This is a genomic window from Variovorax paradoxus (genome assembly GCF_040544635.1).
Lineage (GTDB): Bacteria > Pseudomonadota > Gammaproteobacteria > Burkholderiales > Burkholderiaceae_C > Variovorax > Variovorax paradoxus_R.
In genome coordinates this window covers 112,086-129,395 of the sequence record NZ_JBEPKJ010000013.1, presented here as the reverse complement: position 1 = coordinate 129,395, position 17,310 = coordinate 112,086, and the positions used below count along the sequence as shown (strand labels likewise).

15 protein-coding genes and 1 tRNA gene are annotated in these 17,310 nt (G+C 63.5%); 8 read left to right on the top strand and 8 right to left on the bottom strand.

Annotation, left to right across the window (positions count from 1 at the left end):
• Positions 1 to 30 precede the first annotated feature (30 nt).
• A complete protein-coding gene (locus ABIC94_RS21510) occupies positions 31 to 1,368 on the bottom strand; it encodes a sensor histidine kinase (protein WP_354375013.1) in 1,338 nt (445 codons plus the stop codon).
• On the opposite strand from ABIC94_RS21510, the gene ABIC94_RS21505 reads away from it, so the two are divergent.
• Both ABIC94_RS21505 and ABIC94_RS21500 read left to right on the top strand, forming a co-directional pair.
• Positions 1,340 to 2,161 carry a substrate-binding domain-containing protein gene (locus tag ABIC94_RS21505; protein WP_354375012.1) on the top strand — a complete coding sequence of 274 codons (822 nt, stop codon included), beginning with the start codon at positions 1,340 to 1,342 and terminating at the stop codon, positions 2,159 to 2,161. The two genes, ABIC94_RS21510 and ABIC94_RS21505, sit on opposite strands and share 29 nt — an antisense overlap.
• A 61-nt stretch (positions 2,162 to 2,222) precedes the next feature.
• On the top strand, positions 2,223 to 2,978 hold the full coding sequence (locus ABIC94_RS21500) for a transporter substrate-binding domain-containing protein (RefSeq protein ID WP_354375011.1): 756 nt from the start codon (positions 2,223 to 2,225) through the stop codon (positions 2,976 to 2,978).
• A gap of 24 nt (positions 2,979 to 3,002) precedes the next feature.
• Here ABIC94_RS21500 and ABIC94_RS21495 read toward each other — a convergent pair whose 3' ends face one another.
• The 4 genes from ABIC94_RS21495 to alaS all read right to left on the bottom strand — a co-directional run bounded on the left by ABIC94_RS21495 (position 3,003) and on the right by alaS (position 10,022).
• Positions 3,003 to 3,413, bottom strand: coding sequence for a hypothetical protein (locus ABIC94_RS21495; RefSeq protein ID WP_354375010.1), 411 nt, complete (start codon positions 3,411 to 3,413; stop codon positions 3,003 to 3,005).
• A gap of 11 nt (positions 3,414 to 3,424) precedes the next feature.
• Complete coding sequence (locus tag ABIC94_RS21490; RefSeq protein ID WP_354375009.1) at positions 3,425 to 5,641, bottom strand: M1 family metallopeptidase; 2,217 nt, start codon at positions 5,639 to 5,641, stop codon at positions 3,425 to 3,427.
• A 725-nt stretch (positions 5,642 to 6,366) separates the two neighbouring features.
• Complete coding sequence (locus ABIC94_RS21485; protein WP_354375008.1) at positions 6,367 to 7,398, bottom strand: 2-dehydropantoate 2-reductase; 1,032 nt, start codon at positions 7,396 to 7,398, stop codon at positions 6,367 to 6,369.
• Positions 7,398 to 10,022 carry an alanine--tRNA ligase gene (gene alaS, locus ABIC94_RS21480; RefSeq protein ID WP_354375007.1) on the bottom strand — a complete coding sequence of 875 codons (2,625 nt, stop codon included), beginning with the start codon at positions 10,020 to 10,022 and terminating at the stop codon, positions 7,398 to 7,400. Before alaS ends, ABIC94_RS21485 begins: the two co-directional genes overlap by 1 nt.
• 249 nt (positions 10,023 to 10,271) lie before the next feature.
• Here alaS and ABIC94_RS21475 point away from each other — a divergent pair, with 249 nt between their 5' ends.
• The 3 genes from ABIC94_RS21475 (at position 10,272) to ABIC94_RS21465 (ending at position 12,061) form a co-directional block, all read left to right on the top strand.
• Positions 10,272 to 11,093, top strand: coding sequence for a ferritin-like domain-containing protein (locus ABIC94_RS21475; protein ID WP_354375006.1), 822 nt, complete (start codon positions 10,272 to 10,274; stop codon positions 11,091 to 11,093).
• 148 nt (positions 11,094 to 11,241) lie between these two features.
• The gene (locus tag ABIC94_RS21470) at positions 11,242 to 11,640 is read left to right on the top strand and encodes a hypothetical protein (protein ID WP_354375005.1); all 399 of its coding nucleotides are present in this window, start codon (positions 11,242 to 11,244) and stop codon (positions 11,638 to 11,640) included.
• 169 nt (positions 11,641 to 11,809) lie between these two features.
• Positions 11,810 to 12,061 (top strand): hypothetical protein, encoded by a 252-nt coding sequence (locus ABIC94_RS21465; protein WP_354375004.1) that lies wholly within the window; start codon positions 11,810 to 11,812, stop codon positions 12,059 to 12,061.
• Here the strand turns inward: ABIC94_RS21465 and ABIC94_RS21460 are convergent, their stop codons facing one another.
• Positions 12,062 to 12,466, bottom strand: coding sequence for a hypothetical protein (locus ABIC94_RS21460; RefSeq protein WP_354375002.1), 405 nt, complete (start codon positions 12,464 to 12,466; stop codon positions 12,062 to 12,064).
• A gap of 176 nt (positions 12,467 to 12,642) precedes the next feature.
• Between ABIC94_RS21460 and ABIC94_RS21455 the strand changes: the two genes are divergently transcribed.
• The 3 genes from ABIC94_RS21455 (at position 12,643) to ABIC94_RS21445 (ending at position 14,837) form a co-directional block, all read left to right on the top strand.
• Positions 12,643 to 13,164 carry a DUF1579 family protein gene (locus ABIC94_RS21455; protein WP_354375001.1) on the top strand — a complete coding sequence of 174 codons (522 nt, stop codon included), beginning with the start codon at positions 12,643 to 12,645 and terminating at the stop codon, positions 13,162 to 13,164.
• A 79-nt stretch (positions 13,165 to 13,243) separates the two neighbouring features.
• Positions 13,244 to 13,317 (top strand) — tRNA-Gly (locus ABIC94_RS21450).
• Positions 13,318 to 13,604: 287 nt separating this feature from the next.
• The gene (locus ABIC94_RS21445) at positions 13,605 to 14,837 is read left to right on the top strand and encodes an acyl-CoA dehydrogenase family protein (RefSeq protein WP_354375000.1); all 1,233 of its coding nucleotides are present in this window, start codon (positions 13,605 to 13,607) and stop codon (positions 14,835 to 14,837) included.
• A gap of 49 nt (positions 14,838 to 14,886) precedes the next feature.
• Here the strand turns inward: ABIC94_RS21445 and ABIC94_RS21440 are convergent, their stop codons facing one another.
• Entirely contained in the window at positions 14,887 to 15,645 is a 759-nt protein-coding gene (locus ABIC94_RS21440) for a TIGR04325 family methyltransferase (RefSeq protein WP_354374999.1), read from the bottom strand.
• 30 nt (positions 15,646 to 15,675) lie between these two features.
• A complete protein-coding gene (locus ABIC94_RS21435; RefSeq protein ID WP_354374998.1) occupies positions 15,676 to 16,566 on the bottom strand; it encodes a class I SAM-dependent methyltransferase in 891 nt (296 codons plus the stop codon).
• Positions 16,567 to 17,310 lie beyond the last annotated feature (744 nt).

Here is a 17,310-nt window from a genome sequence, read left to right as displayed (position 1 = left end):
CAATGGATAGCTGCGCGGTGCCTGTTTGCCTCAAGTGCCGGGCTGGGTCGCCTGCTTGCCGCCGCGAGGCAGATGAACGGTAAATGCCGTGCCTTCCGCCGCCGATGAGGTCACCGTGATGGTGCCGCCGTGCCCCGTGACGATCTCGCGGGCAATATAGAGGCCGAGACCCAGGCTCGTGGCGGGCCGCTCGTGTGGCGCAGATTCCCTGGTCGGCACCTGCACCAACGGGTTGAAGATGACCTGCATCGAGTCGGGAGGAATCGGCCGCCCCTGGTTCTTGACGATGAGCGTTGCATGCGCGCCTTCATCGCGAATCACCAGGGCCACGGGAAAGGCGGGATCGCCATGCTGCACGGCATTGCTCAGCAGGTTCGTAAGAACCTGGCGCATTCTGGGCGCGTCGAACATCAGCACCACGTCGGCCGGAAGCTCGGCAACGAGCCCCCGCTTGGGGTAAGCCGCACAAACCTCGTCGAAGGCCTCCTGGCACAGGGCGCTCAGGTTGCCCTCTTGCGGCACCACCTCGATGCCGCGTCCGAGCCGGGTGCGCGTGTACTCGAGCAGGTCGGTGACCATGTCGTTGATCGAGGCAATGCTTCGCCTGGCGATCTGAAGGGTGCGTTCCTTGGGCTTGGCCTCGCCCGCCAGTTCGAGAAGATGAATGCAGGAGCTGAGCGCGCTCAAGGGGTTTCGCAGGTCATGCCCCAGAACCGCCAGGAAGGTATCCCTGGAGTTGGCAACGTGCTCCGAATAGGTGGCCATGGCCTCGGCCAGGCCCTGGTCGATGCCTTCGTTGAAGCGCACCACTTCTTCCAGCACCGCAGCGTCGACCGTGCCGACGTGTCCCATCCACAAACGCAGGACCGTGGCCCGCAGCGCGCGATATTCCGCGCCCAGCTGCGAGAGATCGAAACCTACCCGCTGGCGCAGGCCTCCATGTTCGGCAGCGAATGTCTCCTTGGCGAACGGTATCGCGAGCCCTTTCGACTTGGCCTCGCGCTCCGTTTCCGACTGGGCGGATTCCATTTCGCCGGCAATTGCCAGCAGGATTTCATGCGCATGGTCCCGCAGCTCGACAACGGACATGGTCTCCGCCGGCGGGATCATCGTGCGTGCGAACGATTCCCACTCGATGAGGATGGGTTCGATGTTGTCTTTGATGAATTGGCTCAGGCGCATGCAGGGCGGAGTATGCACTGGGGGGTAGGACAACAGGAAGCAGGACGAATTTCGATCCGGCCCGGTAGCCTCGCTAGGCTTGGTAATTACCCCGAAGGCATTGAAGGCTGATTGACAGCCTCGCTGCTTACGATGATGCGATTCAACAGGAGACATCATGAAGAAGACCCAGCCTTTCTCGTTCAATCGCCTGACCCGCCGCGCCGCTCTGCTGACAACTGCGGCCGTTCTTGCCGGATGCGGCACCCTGGGCAGCCAGGCGCCCGCCGGCGGCGACATCCACGTAATGACTTCCGGCGGCTTCACCGCGGCTTACAACGACTTGCGCCCGGGCTTCGAGCGCAGCAGCGGCCGCGCGGTCAAGACCGCTTATGGCGCTTCCATGGGCAACGCCGAAGACTCCATTCCTAGCCGGCTGTCGCGCAACGAGCCTGCCGACGTGGTGATCCTCGCGCGGCCGGCGCTCGACGCGCTGGTGGCGCAAGGCAAGGTGGTGCCTGGAAGCCAGGTCGACCTGGTGCGGTCGTCCATTGGATTCGCCGTGCGCAAGGGCGCGCCCAAGCCCGACATCTCGACCGTGGACGCGCTCAAGCGCACGCTGCTGGCGGCGCCCTCCATCGCCTATTCGGCCAGCGCCAGCGGCACTTACTACGAGACCGAGCTGCTGAAGAAGCTCGGCATCGAAGACCAGGTCAAGCCCAAGAGCAAACGCATACTGAGCGAGCGCGTGGGCACCGTGGTGGCGCGCGGCGACGCGGCGCTGGGGCTGCAACAGGTGAGCGAGCTGCTGCCGATCGAAGGCATCGACTACATCGGCCCGCTGCCGGCAGAGGTGCAGCGCGTCACGGTGTTCTCGGCCGGCATTGCCACCGCCTCGAAACAGCCCGACGCCGCGCGCCAGCTGATCCGGTACCTCAACTCACCCGCTGCAGCGCCGACCATTGCAAAGACCGGACTCGAGCCGATGACGGCGCGCTGATACGGTTCGATGCGGGTCAGTAAACTGGCGGCCATCATCTCTTCCTGAAACGATGGACGCCATGACCCAGCAACAGCCGCAACAACCCATTGCCCCCGCTCTCGTTTCCGCCTTCGCGCCCGGCGGCACGCTGCGCGCCTCGATCAATCTGGGCAACCCCATTCTCGCGAACAGAGACGCGGCCACGGGCGAACCGGTGGGCGTGTCGATCGATCTCGCGCGCGAGTTCGCGCGGCGGCTCGGCGTGGGCATCGAGCTCGTGGTGTTCGAAAAGGCGGCGGCGTCGGTCGATGCGGTAAAAAACGAGAAGGCCGACATCGGCTTCTTCGCCATCGACCCGGCGCGCAGCGAAGGGCTGCTCTTCACTGCACCGTATGTGCTCATCGAAGGCAGCTACCTCGTGCGCGACGCATCCGAACTGGCCGACAACGCGCAAGTCGATCGCGCGGGCCAGCGAATTTCGGTCGGCGCGGGCAGCGCCTACGACCTGTTCCTGACGCGCGAAATCAAGCAAGCCGAAATCGTTCGGCTCCAGGGGGCACCGGCCGCACTGGCGGCGCTGCGTTCGGGCCAGGTCGACGTGGCCGCCGGCATTCGCCAGCTGCTCGAAGCCGAAGCCGGGCGCGAACCGGGCGTGCGCGTGCTGCCCGGCCGCTTCATGGTCATACAGCAGGCCATGGGCACCCCCGCCAGCCGCGGTGCCGGGGCTCAGGCGCTGCTGGCCGCCTTCGTCGAAGAGATGAAAGCCAGCGGCTTTGTCGCCGATGCGCTCGGGCGCCATCGCATCGAAGGCGCCGTCGTCGCGCCGACGGCCTAGCCGGCCGGCTTCATTGCGCGCAGCTCACAGCTTGTGGGCTTCGACAGGTCCTCGCGAATAGAACAGGAAGTACCCGGTGCCGGTGCTGAAGTCGTTCTTCTTCCAGCCCGGCGGCACCTTGAACACGCCGAGCTGCTCGCTCGCCACGCCGACAAAGGCAGTGTTCTCGGTGTCGGTGGTGATCCTGCGCCAGGCCTCGCGCGTCACGGGCTCCATCTGCATCTTGGGTTCGCTCCACTCGGGAGTGCGCACCTTGTCGCGCATGATGTAGCGGCCGCCCTGCCGCTCGATCTTGACCAGCTCTTTCAGCACGCCGTTCTTCTTTACGGCATACACGCCGACCAGTTCCGCCTCGGGCCCTCCGCTCGGCCCGCAGGCGGTCAGCAACAGCAGTGCGGCCGCGCCGGCCGCCAGGTAGCTCAGTGCTTTTTTCATGGCGGTGCTCATCAGCGCTTCTCGTTCTGGCGCAGCTTCAGGCTGCCCTGGTAGCGCAGCGCGTGCGGGTAGTCTTCCTTGCCGCCGGCGTCCTGCGCCATCACCTTCTGCTGGCTCGCTTCGGTCTTGGCCAGGAGCGTCGAAGGCAGGTTGACGATGTTCTTGATCTGGTCGTATTGCCCCTGGGTGATGCGGCCGATCGAAAGGAGACGGAATGCGTCTCTCTCGATGTTGAGCAGCAGCGGCTTGTTGTCGGCAAAGGCCTGCGCCTTGGCCAGCAGGTCGCTCCACGACTGCGTGCTGTAGTTGCTCACGTAGTAGTCCTGCCCGGTCGGCCCGGCAAGCACCGCGGTGCAACCCGGAAGCTCCAGTTGCGTGGTGCTGGTCGCTATGACGAAGGTCTTGCGCTGTTCCATCGCATCGCCGTAGGCCAGCGTCACGGGAATGGTCCACGCCGATGCCGGATAGGGGTTCTGGTTCGGAAACGGCTCCTGGCTGATCGACACGTAGGTGCGGTCCCCCGCGCATTGCGCGTCCACCGTCAGAAGCGGCACGCCGGTCTGCCGGATGAAGCTGTCGCCGATGTCCGCCACCTTCTTGCCGCCGCTCGCCTTCTCGATGGAGTTCCACAGCCGCGACGGCGTGGCGTTGCCGAATGCGTAGTCCTTCAGGTAGATCTGCAGGCCCTTCTGCATTGCTTCTTCGCCGATGTAGTTCTGCACCATTTCCAGTACGTGGCTGCCCTTGTTGTAGACGAAGATCGAAGGGCTGATGAAGCCAAACGAGCCCGCATCGTTCAGGTTGCGCTGTACCGGCACCGCGGTGTCCTTCAGGTCGGCCACGATCACGGTGTGCTTGTCGAGCACGTAGTCGGAAAAGCTGTAGTAGTTCGGGTGAAACTTGATCGTGGTGCGGCGGTCGAACCAGCGCGCGAACGATTCGTTGAGCCACACGTTGTCCCACCAGTCGAGCGTGACGAGGTCGCCGAACCATTGGTGCGCAATTTCATGCGTGACCACCGTCACCGAATACAGCGTGGGCGTGTCGCCCGGCTTGGTGAGCACGCGGTCGGCAAACTCGAAGATGGAGCCCCAGTTCTCCATGCCGCCGAAGCCGGTGTTCGGCTTGTTGTCGTAGCTGTCGTTGGCCGCCACGGTGTCGAACTTCTTGAACGGCAGCGGAATGCCGGTGTAGTTGTAGTAGTAGTCCATCGCCACCTTGGTCCACTCCATCGCAAAGGTGGCCCAGGTGGAGCGGCCCGGCGGTGTGAACCAGCGCAGCGGCATCTCGCTGCCGTCGAGCGGGTTCTTGAAGGTGTCCGAAAGAATGTCGAACTTGCCGCCGCCGAAGAAGGCGAGATACATCGGCATGGAAGGCGTCTTCTCGAACGCCACCTGCTGGTAGCCGTCGGGCAGTTTGACGGCCGATTTCTGCGCGGCGTTCGACACGGTCTGCCAGTCGCCCGGCACCTCGGCGGAAATCTCGAAGGTGTGGCGGAAAGCCGGCTCGTCCCAGCCCGGGAACCACTGCCGCGCAAAGTTGGTTTCGCCCTGCGTCACGATGGCGTCGCTGCTCACGCCCTCGGGCGTGGAAAGGCCCACCTTGAAGATGCCGGTGGCGGCCGAGCAGAACGGGTTGCGCGCCATCTCGTCGGGCGGGCAGTACTCCGCATCCGAGAACTGGATCTTGCCGTCCCACTCCATGTGCAGCAGGTACTTGCCCTTGGCAATCTGCCCGTCGTTGCGCCGCAGCTGGACGAAGTCGCCCAGCGTCTGCGGCGTGGGCACCAGCGTAATCACCTCGGACGGATTCGACAGCTTGCGCAAGGTGGTGCGGCCGTTGGCAAACTTCAGGTCGTGCGCAGCGACGACGATGGCGTCCACGGGCTTGAGCACTTCGATCTCCACATCCCCGCGCCCCACGAACGTCTTGAGCGCCGCATCGGGGCGGAACCACAGCTTGTAGTTGATGGGCCAGACGGTATCGGGCAGCTCCATCGGCCTTGCGGACCGATCGATCTGGGCCACGGCCGAATCCGGCGCAAGCGCCGGCCCGTCATCAGGCGCTTTGGGCGATGCCGCACTGTCCGCCGGCGGAGCGGAAGCACTCAGCGCAGTGCCTCCCAGAGAAGAGTCGCCGCCGCCTCCGCCGCCGCAAGCCACGAGGGTGGCAAGGGTCACGGCGGTAATGGCAAGGTTGCTGACGACTGGCTTGACAAGTTTCTTCATGATGATCGCCTCTTGGTAAAGACAAGCACCGCCCCGCATGCACCGGCGGGTAGCCGGCCCAGCGCGAGCGCGCGCGGAAATGGAATGAGAAAAGGAATGAACAACACATCGAACGAACAGGCAGCACCCCGCCCTCCCGGCGAACGAAACGTTCGCAGGAAAGCGCGAGCAACATGCCTTGTTCTTCAGCCGGCGCGGCACAGGCGTGCCACGCCGAACCACACCGCTGTCAGGCGGGTGGTCCCAGGATGCGAGGAGCGAGGGGTTCCATTCCCGTCGATGCGAGGGCGATGGAATGGCTAGACCGGGCTGAGCCTGAATGCCCGAATGGGTGGCTTAGCGCGAGCGCGTTAACGCGGCTAACGCGGTGTATCGGGCGGCATGTTTGGGGACGTGTTCAGCGGCGTATTCACACACCACGCGAGCGTGAAATCGGGGTCGCGACGGCAAGTTGTTATGGGCTGTTGTGGATAGCTTCACGTGCGCTCTCCCTCCTTGGAAGTGCGAACATTTTTAGCTGATCGAATATGACAGCGTCAACGAAGTGCGGAACTTTTCCCTCTCAAAATGTTCGCGCGCCATACGACAAAGGGAGTCATTGAACGCATGCGCGCAATGCACTACGAAGATGGTTCTTTCTTCTTGCCGCGTGCAGCGCGCCAGGTCAAAAAGCCGGGCGCATGCGATGTGACCATGCAGCCACACTGCATGTATTCGACGCGACGCTAAAGCCCGAGTGCGTCTTGCAATTGCCGCGCAGTCCAACGCCTGGGCTGCTGCGGCCATTCTTCGAGCAGCGCGAACATTCTTGCGTTGCGCGGCGCTTCCACGTCATGGTCTTGTGCAAGCCGCATGACCTCGCCGCTGAGCGCATCGATCTCCGTGCGCCGACCGAGCGCCAGGTCGTCCGCCATGCTCGAACGAGCCTTCGCATCGATGCGCAGCATGCGCGCCGCGACGATGCGGAACAGCCAATCGGGCAACCGCAGCACGGTCGGCAGCCGCTGTGCGGGCACAGCGGTAACCTGCGCCGGTGCAATGCCGGCGCTGCCGAGCACGCCCAATGCTTCGTCGATCAACGCGGCAAAGCAGCGCCGGTAGCCACGCTGCAGCAACTCGTCGCGCAGCGGCAGGCCCGAGAGCGCATTGACGGGGTTGTTGAGGTTGAGCAGCAGCTTGCCCCATTGCACGGGCAGCAAGTCGGCGTGCAGGTCGATCGGCACGCCGGCACGCTCGAACACCGGCAGCCATGGCCGAAGCGCCGCATCGTCCTTTGCAGCCAACCGCCCTGCGGTGCCCCGGTGGAAAGCCCCGGGACCGATCTCCGCCACGTTGTACGGCACCATGCCGGGCAGCACGCCGAGCGTGGGGCCGGCCTTCGAGGCCGCGGCGCAGTTGGAAATGCCGTTCTGCAACGAGACGACCGTGGTGCCCGCGGGCAGCGCAAAGGCAAGCTCGGCGGCCGCCTCGGCCGTGGCACCGCTCTTCACGCACAGCAGCACCAGCGCAGGCGCTGCGCCGACGGGAATTTGTTCGCTCAAGCGCAGGCTGGCGGCGGGCAAGCGATGTGCGCCGCCTTCGATATCGCTGAGCGTCAGGCCGTGCGCAGCAAGACTTTGCAGCACGCGCGAACGCCCGACAAAAGTGACCGGAACGCCCGCCGCGGCAAGGCTGCCGCCAATGAAGCAACCGATGGTGCCCGCCCCCATCACCAGCACTTCGCCGGGAGGGGGGCCGAGCACCTCGGTGGAGGCCATCAGGTGCGTTCCGCCACCCAGGCCTGCACCGATTGGAGCGCGGCAGGCAGGCCCGCGGCATCGGTGCCGCCGGCCATGGCCATGTCGGCCTTGCCGCCGCCCTTGCCGCCCACCTGCTGCGCGACAAAGTTGACCAGCTCGCCGGCCTTGACCTTGCCCACCGTGTCGCTCGTGACGCCCGCAGCCACCTGCACCTTGGCGCCATCGGCCGCGGCCAGCACGATCACTGCAGTCTTGAGCTTGTCCTTCAGCTTGTCCATGGTGTCGCGCAGCGTCTTGGCGTCGGCGCCGTCGAGCTTGGCGGCCAGCACCTTGATACCGTTGACGTCGATGGCCTGCGCCAGGAGTTCGTCGCCCTTGGACGACGCGAGCTTGCCCTTGAGCGAGCCCACCTCGCGCTCCAGCGCCCTTACCTGCTCCAGCACCTGCGTGAGCCGGCCCTGCAACTCGGCCGCCGGCGACTTGAGCGTGGCGGCCACGCTCTGCACCGTGGATTCGAGGTCTTGCAAGTAGCTGAGCGCATTGGCGCCCGTGACCGCTTCGATACGGCGGACGCCGGCAGCCACGCCGCCTTCGCTCACGATCTTGAACATGCCGATGTCCCCGGTGCGGCCCACGTGGGTGCCGCCGCAGAGTTCGCGGCTGGTGCCGATGTCGAGCACGCGCACGCTCTCGCCGTACTTTTCGCCGAACAGCATCATGGCGCCGGTCTTCTGGGCCGACTCCATGTCCATCACGCGCGCGTGCGTCTCGGTGTTGGCAAGGATTTCGGCGTTCACGCGCTTTTCGATTTCGAGAATCTGGTCGTGCGTGACGGCCGCGTTGTGCGCGAAGTCGAAGCGCGTCTTGTCTGCATCGACCAGCGAGCCCTTCTGCTGCACGTGGCCGCCCAGCACTTCGCGCAGGGCCTTGTGCATCAGGTGGGTGACCGAGTGGTTGCGCATGGTCGCGGCGCGGCGCGCGGTGTCGACGGCGGCCTTGACCGTGTCGCCCACCTTCAGCGTGCCTTGCGTTTGCGTGCCGTGATGGCCGAACACGTCGGCCTTGATCTTCTGCGTGTCTTCCACGCCGAACTGCACGCCTTCAGCCACGAGCACGCCCTGGTCGCCCACCTGGCCGCCGCTCTCCGAATAGAACGGCGTGGTGTCGAGCACCACGATGCCGGGCTGGCCTTCTTTCAGCTCTTGCACGGCCGCGCCTTCGAAGTACAGCGCCACGACCTTGGCAGTTTCTTCGAGGTGTTCATAGCCGGTGAAGACGTTGCCCGCGCCGCCGTATTCGACGTTGCGGTCCATCTTGAACTTGCCGGCGGCACGGCCCGCGGCCTTCTGCTTTTCCATGGCGGCGGTGAAGCCGGCTTCGTCGACGCTCACGCCGCGCTCGCGGCACACGTCGGCCGACAAGTCGAGCGGGAAGCCGTAGGTGTCGTGCAGCTTGAACGCGACGTCGCCCGGCAGCGTCTTGGCATCGCCGGCCAGGGCCGCATCGAGAATTTCCATGCCGTTGGCCAACGTTTCGAAGAAGCGTTCTTCCTCGGCCTTCAGTGTTTCGATGATGCGTTTTTCGTCGGCCACGAGCTTGGGGTACGCGTCGCCCATCAGCTTGACGAGGTCGGGCACCAGCTTGTGGAAGAACGGCTTCTTCTGGCCCAGCTTGTAGCCATGGCGAATCGCGCGGCGCACGATGCGGCGCTGCACGTAGCCGCGGCCTTCGTTCGATGGAATGACGCCGTCGGCCACCAGGAACGAGGTGGCGCGAATGTGGTCGGCAATCACGCGCAGCGAGTTGTTCGACAGGTCTTGCGTGCCGGTCTCGCGGCCAGCGGCCTTGATGAGCGCGTCGAAAATATCGATCTCGTAATTGCTGTGCACGTGCTGCAGGATGGCAGCGAGCCGCTCCAGGCCCATGCCGGTGTCGACGCAGGGCGCCGGCAGCTTCTTGACCGAGCCGTCGGGCTGCATGTCGAACTGCATGAACACGTTGTTCCAGATCTCGATGTAGCGGTCGCCGTCTTCATCGGGGCTGCCGGGCGGGCCGCCGGGAATCTCGGGGCCGTGGTCATAGAAGATTTCGGAGCACGGGCCGCAAGGTCCGGTGTCGGCCATCATCCAGAAGTTGTCGGACATGTAGCGGCCGCCCTTGTTGTCGCCGATGCGCACCACGCGCTCCGGCGGCAGACCGATTTCCTTGGTCCAGATGTCGTAGGCCTCGTCGTCCTCGATGTAGACCGTGGCCCAGAGCTTTTCGGCCGGCAGCTTGTACACCTCGGTCAGCAGCTCGAAGGCCCACTTGAGCGACTCGCGCTTGAAGTAGTCGCCGAAGCTCCAGTTGCCCAGCATCTCGAAGAAGGTGTGGTGGCGCGCGGTGTAGCCCACGTTCTCGAGGTCGTTGTGCTTGCCGCCGGCGCGCAGGCAGGCCTGTACCGAGGCAGCGCGCACGTAGTTGCGCTTGTCTTCGCCCAGGAACACGTCCTTGAACTGGACCATGCCCGAGTTCGTGAACATGAGCGTCGGGTCGTTGCCCGGCACCAGCGAACTCGAGGCCACCACCGTGTGGCCCTTGGAGGCGAAGAAATCGAGAAAGGTCTTGCGGATGTCCGCGACCGTGAATGTGGGCTGGCTCATCTTTGGATTTCGTCTTCTGTCGAGGACGGCCTGGCGATGGCGACCCTCTCGTCGAACCCACTGCGTCGAACCGACCTAACTGCTTGATTTGCTTGAACAAACGATTATAGGTTTGGCAACCGGGCCATGCCCTGCCGGGAACGCCGCCAGCGCCTTGCCGGGGCGCCGCCGCTAACATGAGCATTAGCGCGGAGAACCAAACGCGCGCGGCTTCGTCCTATTCATCCCAACGTGAATCAAGGAGCATGCATGGCTGGTCATGAGGCGGCACACTGGAAGATCGAGGATCTGGACTTTTCGCGCATTGCGCTCGAGGAGGTCCGCCGGGACGAAAATCTTTTCTACCTCGTTGCTTCCGCCTCGTTCATCGAAAGCGGCTCGGACCTGTACACCCAGAACCTGGTCGACTTTTTCCGCGGCGACGACGAAGTTACCGCGTGGCTCACCCACCATTGGGAACCCGAGGAACTCCAGCACGGCAGGGCCCTGCGCGCCTACGTGGCTCACGTCTGGCCCGAATTCGACTGGGAAACCGCCTACCGCGGCTTCCTCGAGGAATACGCGAGCTACTGCAAGATCGAGCTTTTAGCCCCGACGCGCGGGCTCGAAATGACCGCGCGCTGCGTGGTCGAAACCGGCACCGCCAGCTACTACCGGGCCATGGCGCGCGGCACCGCCGAACCGGTGCTGCGCGATCTGGCGAACCTCATTGCGGCCGACGAAGTCAGCCACTACAAGCACTTCTACCGCTTTTTCCGCCGCTATCGCCACGAGGAAAGGCTCGGCCGCCTTCGTGTGCTGGGCACCATCGGCCGGCGCACGCTGGAGCTCAAGAGCGAGGACGCCGATTGCGCCATTCGCCACGTGGTGCGCACCCGGTCGCCCGAATGCGCCGGCGACACCGCCTTTGTCCAGAAACTGAGCGCCCGCCTGAACAGCACCGTGCGCACCAACCTGAGCGCTGGCGCCACCCTCAAGATGCTGATGCGTCCGCTGGAACTGCCGGCCGGGGTGCAAACGGTCATCCAGTACCCTATCAGGCAGTTCATGGAACACGTTTTCCTGCGCTGAACGCGGGGCTGCGGAAGGAGCGGACGGCGCCAGTGCGTGACAGCGCGTTACCTTTTCCCACCAAATTCTCCGTTCAGCCCTGAGTTCCGGTACGCAAAACCCGAAAAGTAACATGTATACTTTAGAGGTACTTTCTGGGTTCCGCGAAATGCCTGAATTTGTCTCAAGGAATGCCCGCCTCGAATGGGCGTCGTTATTCGCCGCCGAGTGGACGCGCCTGGCCGGTGGACGCGCGGATCATGAATTCCTGCTCGACCAGGGCTTGACGCTTGTCCGCGTGGTCGGCGACAGGCCACCCGCGGACGTGGCACGCCAGCATTTCGAAAACACCCCCGAACCTGACCAGCTGGTGCGCGACCCCGAGACAAACTTCACTGCGCTGGCGGCCGAGCTCGGCCTCATCAAGGCGGGCGACCGGCTCGACCAGACGCATATAGCTTTCGCTCACGGCATTGCGGAACTGTGCGCGGCGGTTGGCGACGGCTATGGCGATTCGGCCTCCGTCAGTGCGGGCCAGCACATCAGGGCGCTCTACGGTCCGCTTTGAGACCGGCTGAGACCGGCGTAACGGCTTTCTCCGGCGGCAGGCCCGCGTTCGAGCGCATCCCACAAGTACGGTATGCGCAAAAGCTGACTCTGGGCTTTACTCCCCTCAACAAGACAGAGGGAAGAAAGCAATCGCCGCTCCGAATTACATCCACAACGCAACCATCACCTTGCGGCTGCCGTTCGACATGACCCCCAGCGCGGAGATTGCAGCTCTTCGCGCCGCCGGAATTCCGGTCGACGGGTCGGGCAACACCAAATCAGGTTATTTGTTCGTGCGGACCACCGGTCGCGTCGACCAGCGCACCAACATCTTTCGATGGTTTGCTACCGGCATCGGCGAAGTGCCCAGCCTGCCCGTCGGCGAAGCGCCCAGCATGCCCATGCGGGCGAGATCCGAAGGAGTGCCCTCGGTCTTCTGATCAGGTCGGCGCGCCCGAATCCGCCCAGGGCGCCCGGCAATTGCCGCAAACCGCAGCGTTCGGCGCCCGAAGCGCGCCGCATCGGGTGCACCGCTTTCCATGCAAGTCGTTCGCGGCAGCGCGCTCACCGCGGTGGTGCCTTCTGGACGCCCGCGATGCTGTCGTTGCGGGCCGCATCCGTTCGGTGCACAACTTGGCAATCTCGGTAATGCCATCGTCGGTAATCGCCGTCACGATGGCCGTTCGGGCCACGTTGAACTTGCCGGACGGATCTATGGCTGGAGCTATTTCCGCTTCGATCAGGCCGGTGGCCTTGAGAACCGAAACATGCTTGATTTCTTCGGGCCTCACAACCTCCGTGGGTAACTCGACATGCTGAAGCCGCAGCAGGAAGAGCAGATGCATTTCTTGATCCCCTCAACAATGCTTCTTGTTGAACCTGAGGGTGCCGGATTCTTTTGGGGCGATGTGGCGCTGTCTGGATTAGTTGGGCAAAAAAGTCGGATTTGGGCGGGTGGCGCACCATGCCGAGCGATGAACCCACCATCTCCCGCGCGAGCACCCTGTTCACGAGAGGCCTCATGAGCAAAGAAGCGTTTGAACGTTCAGCCGCGCCCGGCGGCATGCATCACCGGCTGGCTGCGATGGCCGGCCACTGGGAAGGCCGCTTCCGGCTCTGGTTCGAGCCCGGCAAGCCGGCCGACGAATCGGTGCAGCGCGGCACCATCCGCCTGGTCGGCCGCGGCCGGTTCCTCCTGCACGAATACGAGGGCCGTTGCAGCGGCGAGCCTTTCGAGGGCGTCGCGCTCTGGGGCTACCACCTCGATGAAGACGCCTTCGAGTGCGCCTGGGGCGAAAGCTTCGGCACCGGCACGTCGATCATGTTCAGCACCGGTCGAGTGGAGGACGGACGCTTCGGCGCGCTGGGCAGCTACGGCACCGGCGCGGGCGGGGAACGCTGGGGCTGGCGTACCGAGGTGTCTCAGCCCCACCCCGAGCACCTGGACATCCGCATGTTCAACATCACGCCGGCCGGGGAGGAAGCGCTTGCGGTCGAGGTGAATTACAGCCGGGTGCTCGCGTCATCGCCGGCGCTGGATTGAACGGCAGCCGGACCATCTTCATTCAAGAGCACCGCGAAGTTCATTGCGTCGAGCAAGAACGGTAGAATCCGCGCCTGCTGCGGGTGTAGTTCAATGGTAGAACGGCAGCTTCCCAAGCTTCATACGAGGGTTCGATTCCCTTCACCCGCTCCAAGCGCTGCGCAAGTAGCTGAAACTCCGCACGAGTAAGCAGCGCTTCGTCGGCCGCATCTACAGCACGCTCGTGCAAAGCAGTGCTGCGCAAAACCTCCACGTCCGTCCTTGACCTCTGTACCGCAGTGGCCCGAGCCCTGCGCAATCAGCCGTCCATTCGAAAGAAGGCAACGCGTCCTGGCGCCGCTTCGAAACGCACGCCTTCGTCATGCAGGAGACAGCCGCCCGCCCCTCACCCGGGCACCATGGAGGCCATTCCCATCGCCCTCATCCGAAAGACGTCTCTCATGGAATTCGCCTACACGCCCAAGGTCCAGGACCTGCGCACGCGCCTGCTTGCCTTCATGGATGCGCACATCTACCCCAACGAGAAGCGCCAGGCCGAAGAGGCGCATCAGTCGTACCTCAACGCGCAGAAGAACGGCGGCTTCTACACCGGCTTGCCGCTGCTGGAAGAACTCAAAGAAAAGGCCCGAGCGGCGGGCCTGTGGAACCTGTTCCTGCCCGAGACGGGGCACGGTGCGGGTCTGACGAACCTGGAGTACGCGCCGCTGTGCGAGATCATGGGTCGCCGCTATTGGAGCGCCGAGGCGTTCAACTGCAGTGCGCCGGACACGGGCAATACCGAGGTGATCGAGCGCTACGGCTCGGCCGAGCAGAAGGCGCGCTGGCTGCAGCCGCTGCTCGACGGGCAGATCCGCTCCGCCTTTGCAATGACCGAACCGGCAGTGGCCTCTTCGGACGCCACCAACATTTCTTGCAGCATCCGGCGCGAGGGCAACGAGTACGCGATCAACGGGCGCAAGTGGTACATCACGGGCGCAATGAACGAGCGCTGCAAGCTGTTCATCCTGATGGGCAAGACCGACCCCGACAATGCCGATCGCCATCGGCAGCAGTCGATGATCATCGTGCCCGCCGACACGCCCGGCATCACGGTGCTGCGCGACATGGCGCTGGTCAATCACTTCGATGCGCCGTTCGGCCACCCGGAGGTGCTGTTCGAGAACGTGCGCGTGCCGGTCGACAACATCCTGCTGGGCGAAGGCCGCGGCTTCGAAATTGCGCAGGGCCGCCTTGGCCCGGGGCGCATTCACCACTGCATGCGCATGATCGGCATGGCCGAGTCGGCGCTGGAGATGATGTGCGAACGCGTGGTGTCGCGCGTGGCCTTCGGCAAGCCGCTGTCCGAACAGGGCGTGTGGCGCGAACGCATTGCCAAGAGCCGCATGCTGATCGACCAGACGCGCTGGATGGTGCTGCACGCGGCCTGGCGCATGGACACGGTGGGCAACAAGGTGGCGGCGCAGGAGATCGCGATGATCAAGGTGATTGCGCCCAACAACTGCATCCAGGTGATCGACGACGCCATGCAGGCCTTCGGTGCCATGGGCTTGAGCCAGGACACTCTGCTGGTGAACTTCTGGGCCTACGCCCGCCACCTGCGCATGGCCGATGGCCCGGATGAAGTGCACCGCAACGCCATCGCCAAGCACGAGCTCGCGCGCTACGTGCGTTGACAACGCAGAGAGGCCCCGGGAGGAACCTTTTTTCTCCTCCCCGCCGCACCTACGCGGCAAGGTCGAAGCAACACCCCGCGTAGTAAGGCTTGTCGCCGCCCTCGACGAACGGCACTTCGATCAGCTTGCCTTCGTTGCGCCAGGCATCGCGCCGCTTGTATCCGCATTTCCTCAGTTCGGCCCACAGTTCCTCGTCGTGCTGAATGCGGTAAGGGCACACGGCAAACCCGATGCTGTTGAGCGTATAGATCGTTCGTTCGGGGTGAACCGCCGTCGTGTTCAGCACGATGCGTTTCGGCTTGACGGCGAGTGACCCGACGATCTCCGAAATCCGGATCGGCAAATACTGCAGGCTGCCCGAGGCATACAGCACGTCGCAGCCGCTGGCGTCTTCATAGTTGGTGGTGAAGGCGAGTTGCGCCGTCACCTCGCGCTGCACGGCCAGTTCACGCCCCGTTTGCACCACGCCCGGAACGTCGCAAACGGTCCAGCGCAGGTTTTCGGGATAGGGCATCACGCGGCGGAAGGCGTAGTACTTGATGCCCACATGCCCGCCCAGATCGAACACGCGGGACATGCCCGCGTCGATCGATCTCGAGAGCCAGAAAAGACCTGGGTAGTCATAGAAATAAATCTGGTGACTGTAGATTTCCCAAGCCGCCTCGGCGTTGTCGTAGCCGACCGCCTTCGAAGCGGGCGCCCCGGCCTCTGCGGCGGCAAAACTCTCGAAGGACCCCATGAAGAGGTTCTCGTCCTGATTGTCCAGAAACTTGCGCTCATAGGCGCTGGGCGTCAGGGATGAAAGCATGGGTGTCTCCTCTTTATTGTCGGGACAGGCTCATTCCGCCGCTGGCGCTGCCGGCGCGTCGCCGCGGCGCTTGGCCACGCACATCAATGACAACGCGCTGGTAGCTGCATAGGGCCGACGGCCGGACAGCACATTGCCCAGGCGGTATTTCCATTGCGCCGGCCCCACGACGCCGCTGAGCGCTTCGGCGCCGATCTGATGGTTGTGAGGATAAACGCGAACATCGAAACCCAGGGGCTCCAATGTCGACTGGAAGAACTCCTTCGTGACCCCATCGCCCGGCCGGTGATGAACCTCGGTTTTCAAGCCCCACGATTGTTGGCTGCCGGTCTTGTGAAAGCCATGGCGGATTGCCCGGTACACCCACAGCCGCGCATCCCACATGAGCTTGGCAATGCCCTTGTAGTCCCAGGCGGAGAGCTGCGGATCGTGATCGGTCACCAACACGCCGTGCGGCTTGACCAGGCGGGCGCCTTCGCGCAGCACCTTAGCCATGTCGTCGCAGTGGTGCAGCGACGCATTGATGGCAACGATGTCCGCCACGTGCGAGCGAAAAGGCGTATAGGCCGCGTCGGCCAACACTGCTGTATAGCCCAGCTTTGCCGCCAGCTCCAGCGAGCCGGGGGCGACATCCACGCCGACCAGCAGCCGCGGCTTTCCGCCCAGGGTGGCAAAGATGTTGCCCGGTCCGCAGCCAAGATCGATGACGACCTTGTTGGTCCAGTCGCCGGCAGCCGCGAGCCACCGGCTCCTGAAATATGCGTCGCGATGGCAAAAGTCCAGGTATTCCTGAGCCCACTGCGCGTTTCCAAAATAGGTGGCGTTCGCGGTAATGGCATCGGTTTTACTCCGAAGCCCTGACTCAAAGTAAGCACCGGAAGCCTTCAGCGTCACATTTGGCAATAAGATGTCCCGGAACATTTGGAATCCTTCAAAGTTGCGACAACGTTGAGACAAGTTATTGCGCAAGAATTACATGACTTTCGATTTCCGGGCGAAAATTTTTAACGCGGTTACAAGCTGGGCTAATTAATAACACGGCCCTCTTACCCAGCCAGACCCGTACATCCATAGTTCTCGCCTCAGGCACGTCGTGTTTCAGCCACTGAGGGTTGAGCTTCTCGAGCCATACCCAGCGACCGATACGACTTGTAAAGACAAGCCTCCCTGGCGCAATGCCAGGGCACCCGATTCCTCCTGCCACAGAGGGCCGGCGCGCCATACAGGCGCTTTGTCATGGTTGCGCCCGAGGGGAACGGGGCGATTGTCTCCCCCGAAAGGGGGCACACCGCTCATGCGCCAATGCTTCTGAATTTTTACATTGGTTCCCTCATGGACATGCCACGAGACGCTGCTTTCGCGCAGACCGGAGAACTGAGCCCGACTTCGAGTGCTGGTTACCCACTCGAATCGAGCCATTAGCTACCCTGTCTACGCGATATCAGGTAGTACATCTATGTAACATTTGATTCTAGATTGTAACTTGACCAACATTTGCACCCACCGTCTCCGTCAAAGCCCCTAGGATCAACAGCGAAATATGACCAAACGTACTACCTCCTTTCCCTTTCACCCGATGTCCTGTTTCCGTATTAAATCCATCCGCCAATATTACTCATTTGAGTTTTTTCATGAAATTTCAATCCGTCTTTTCGGCGCAATTCG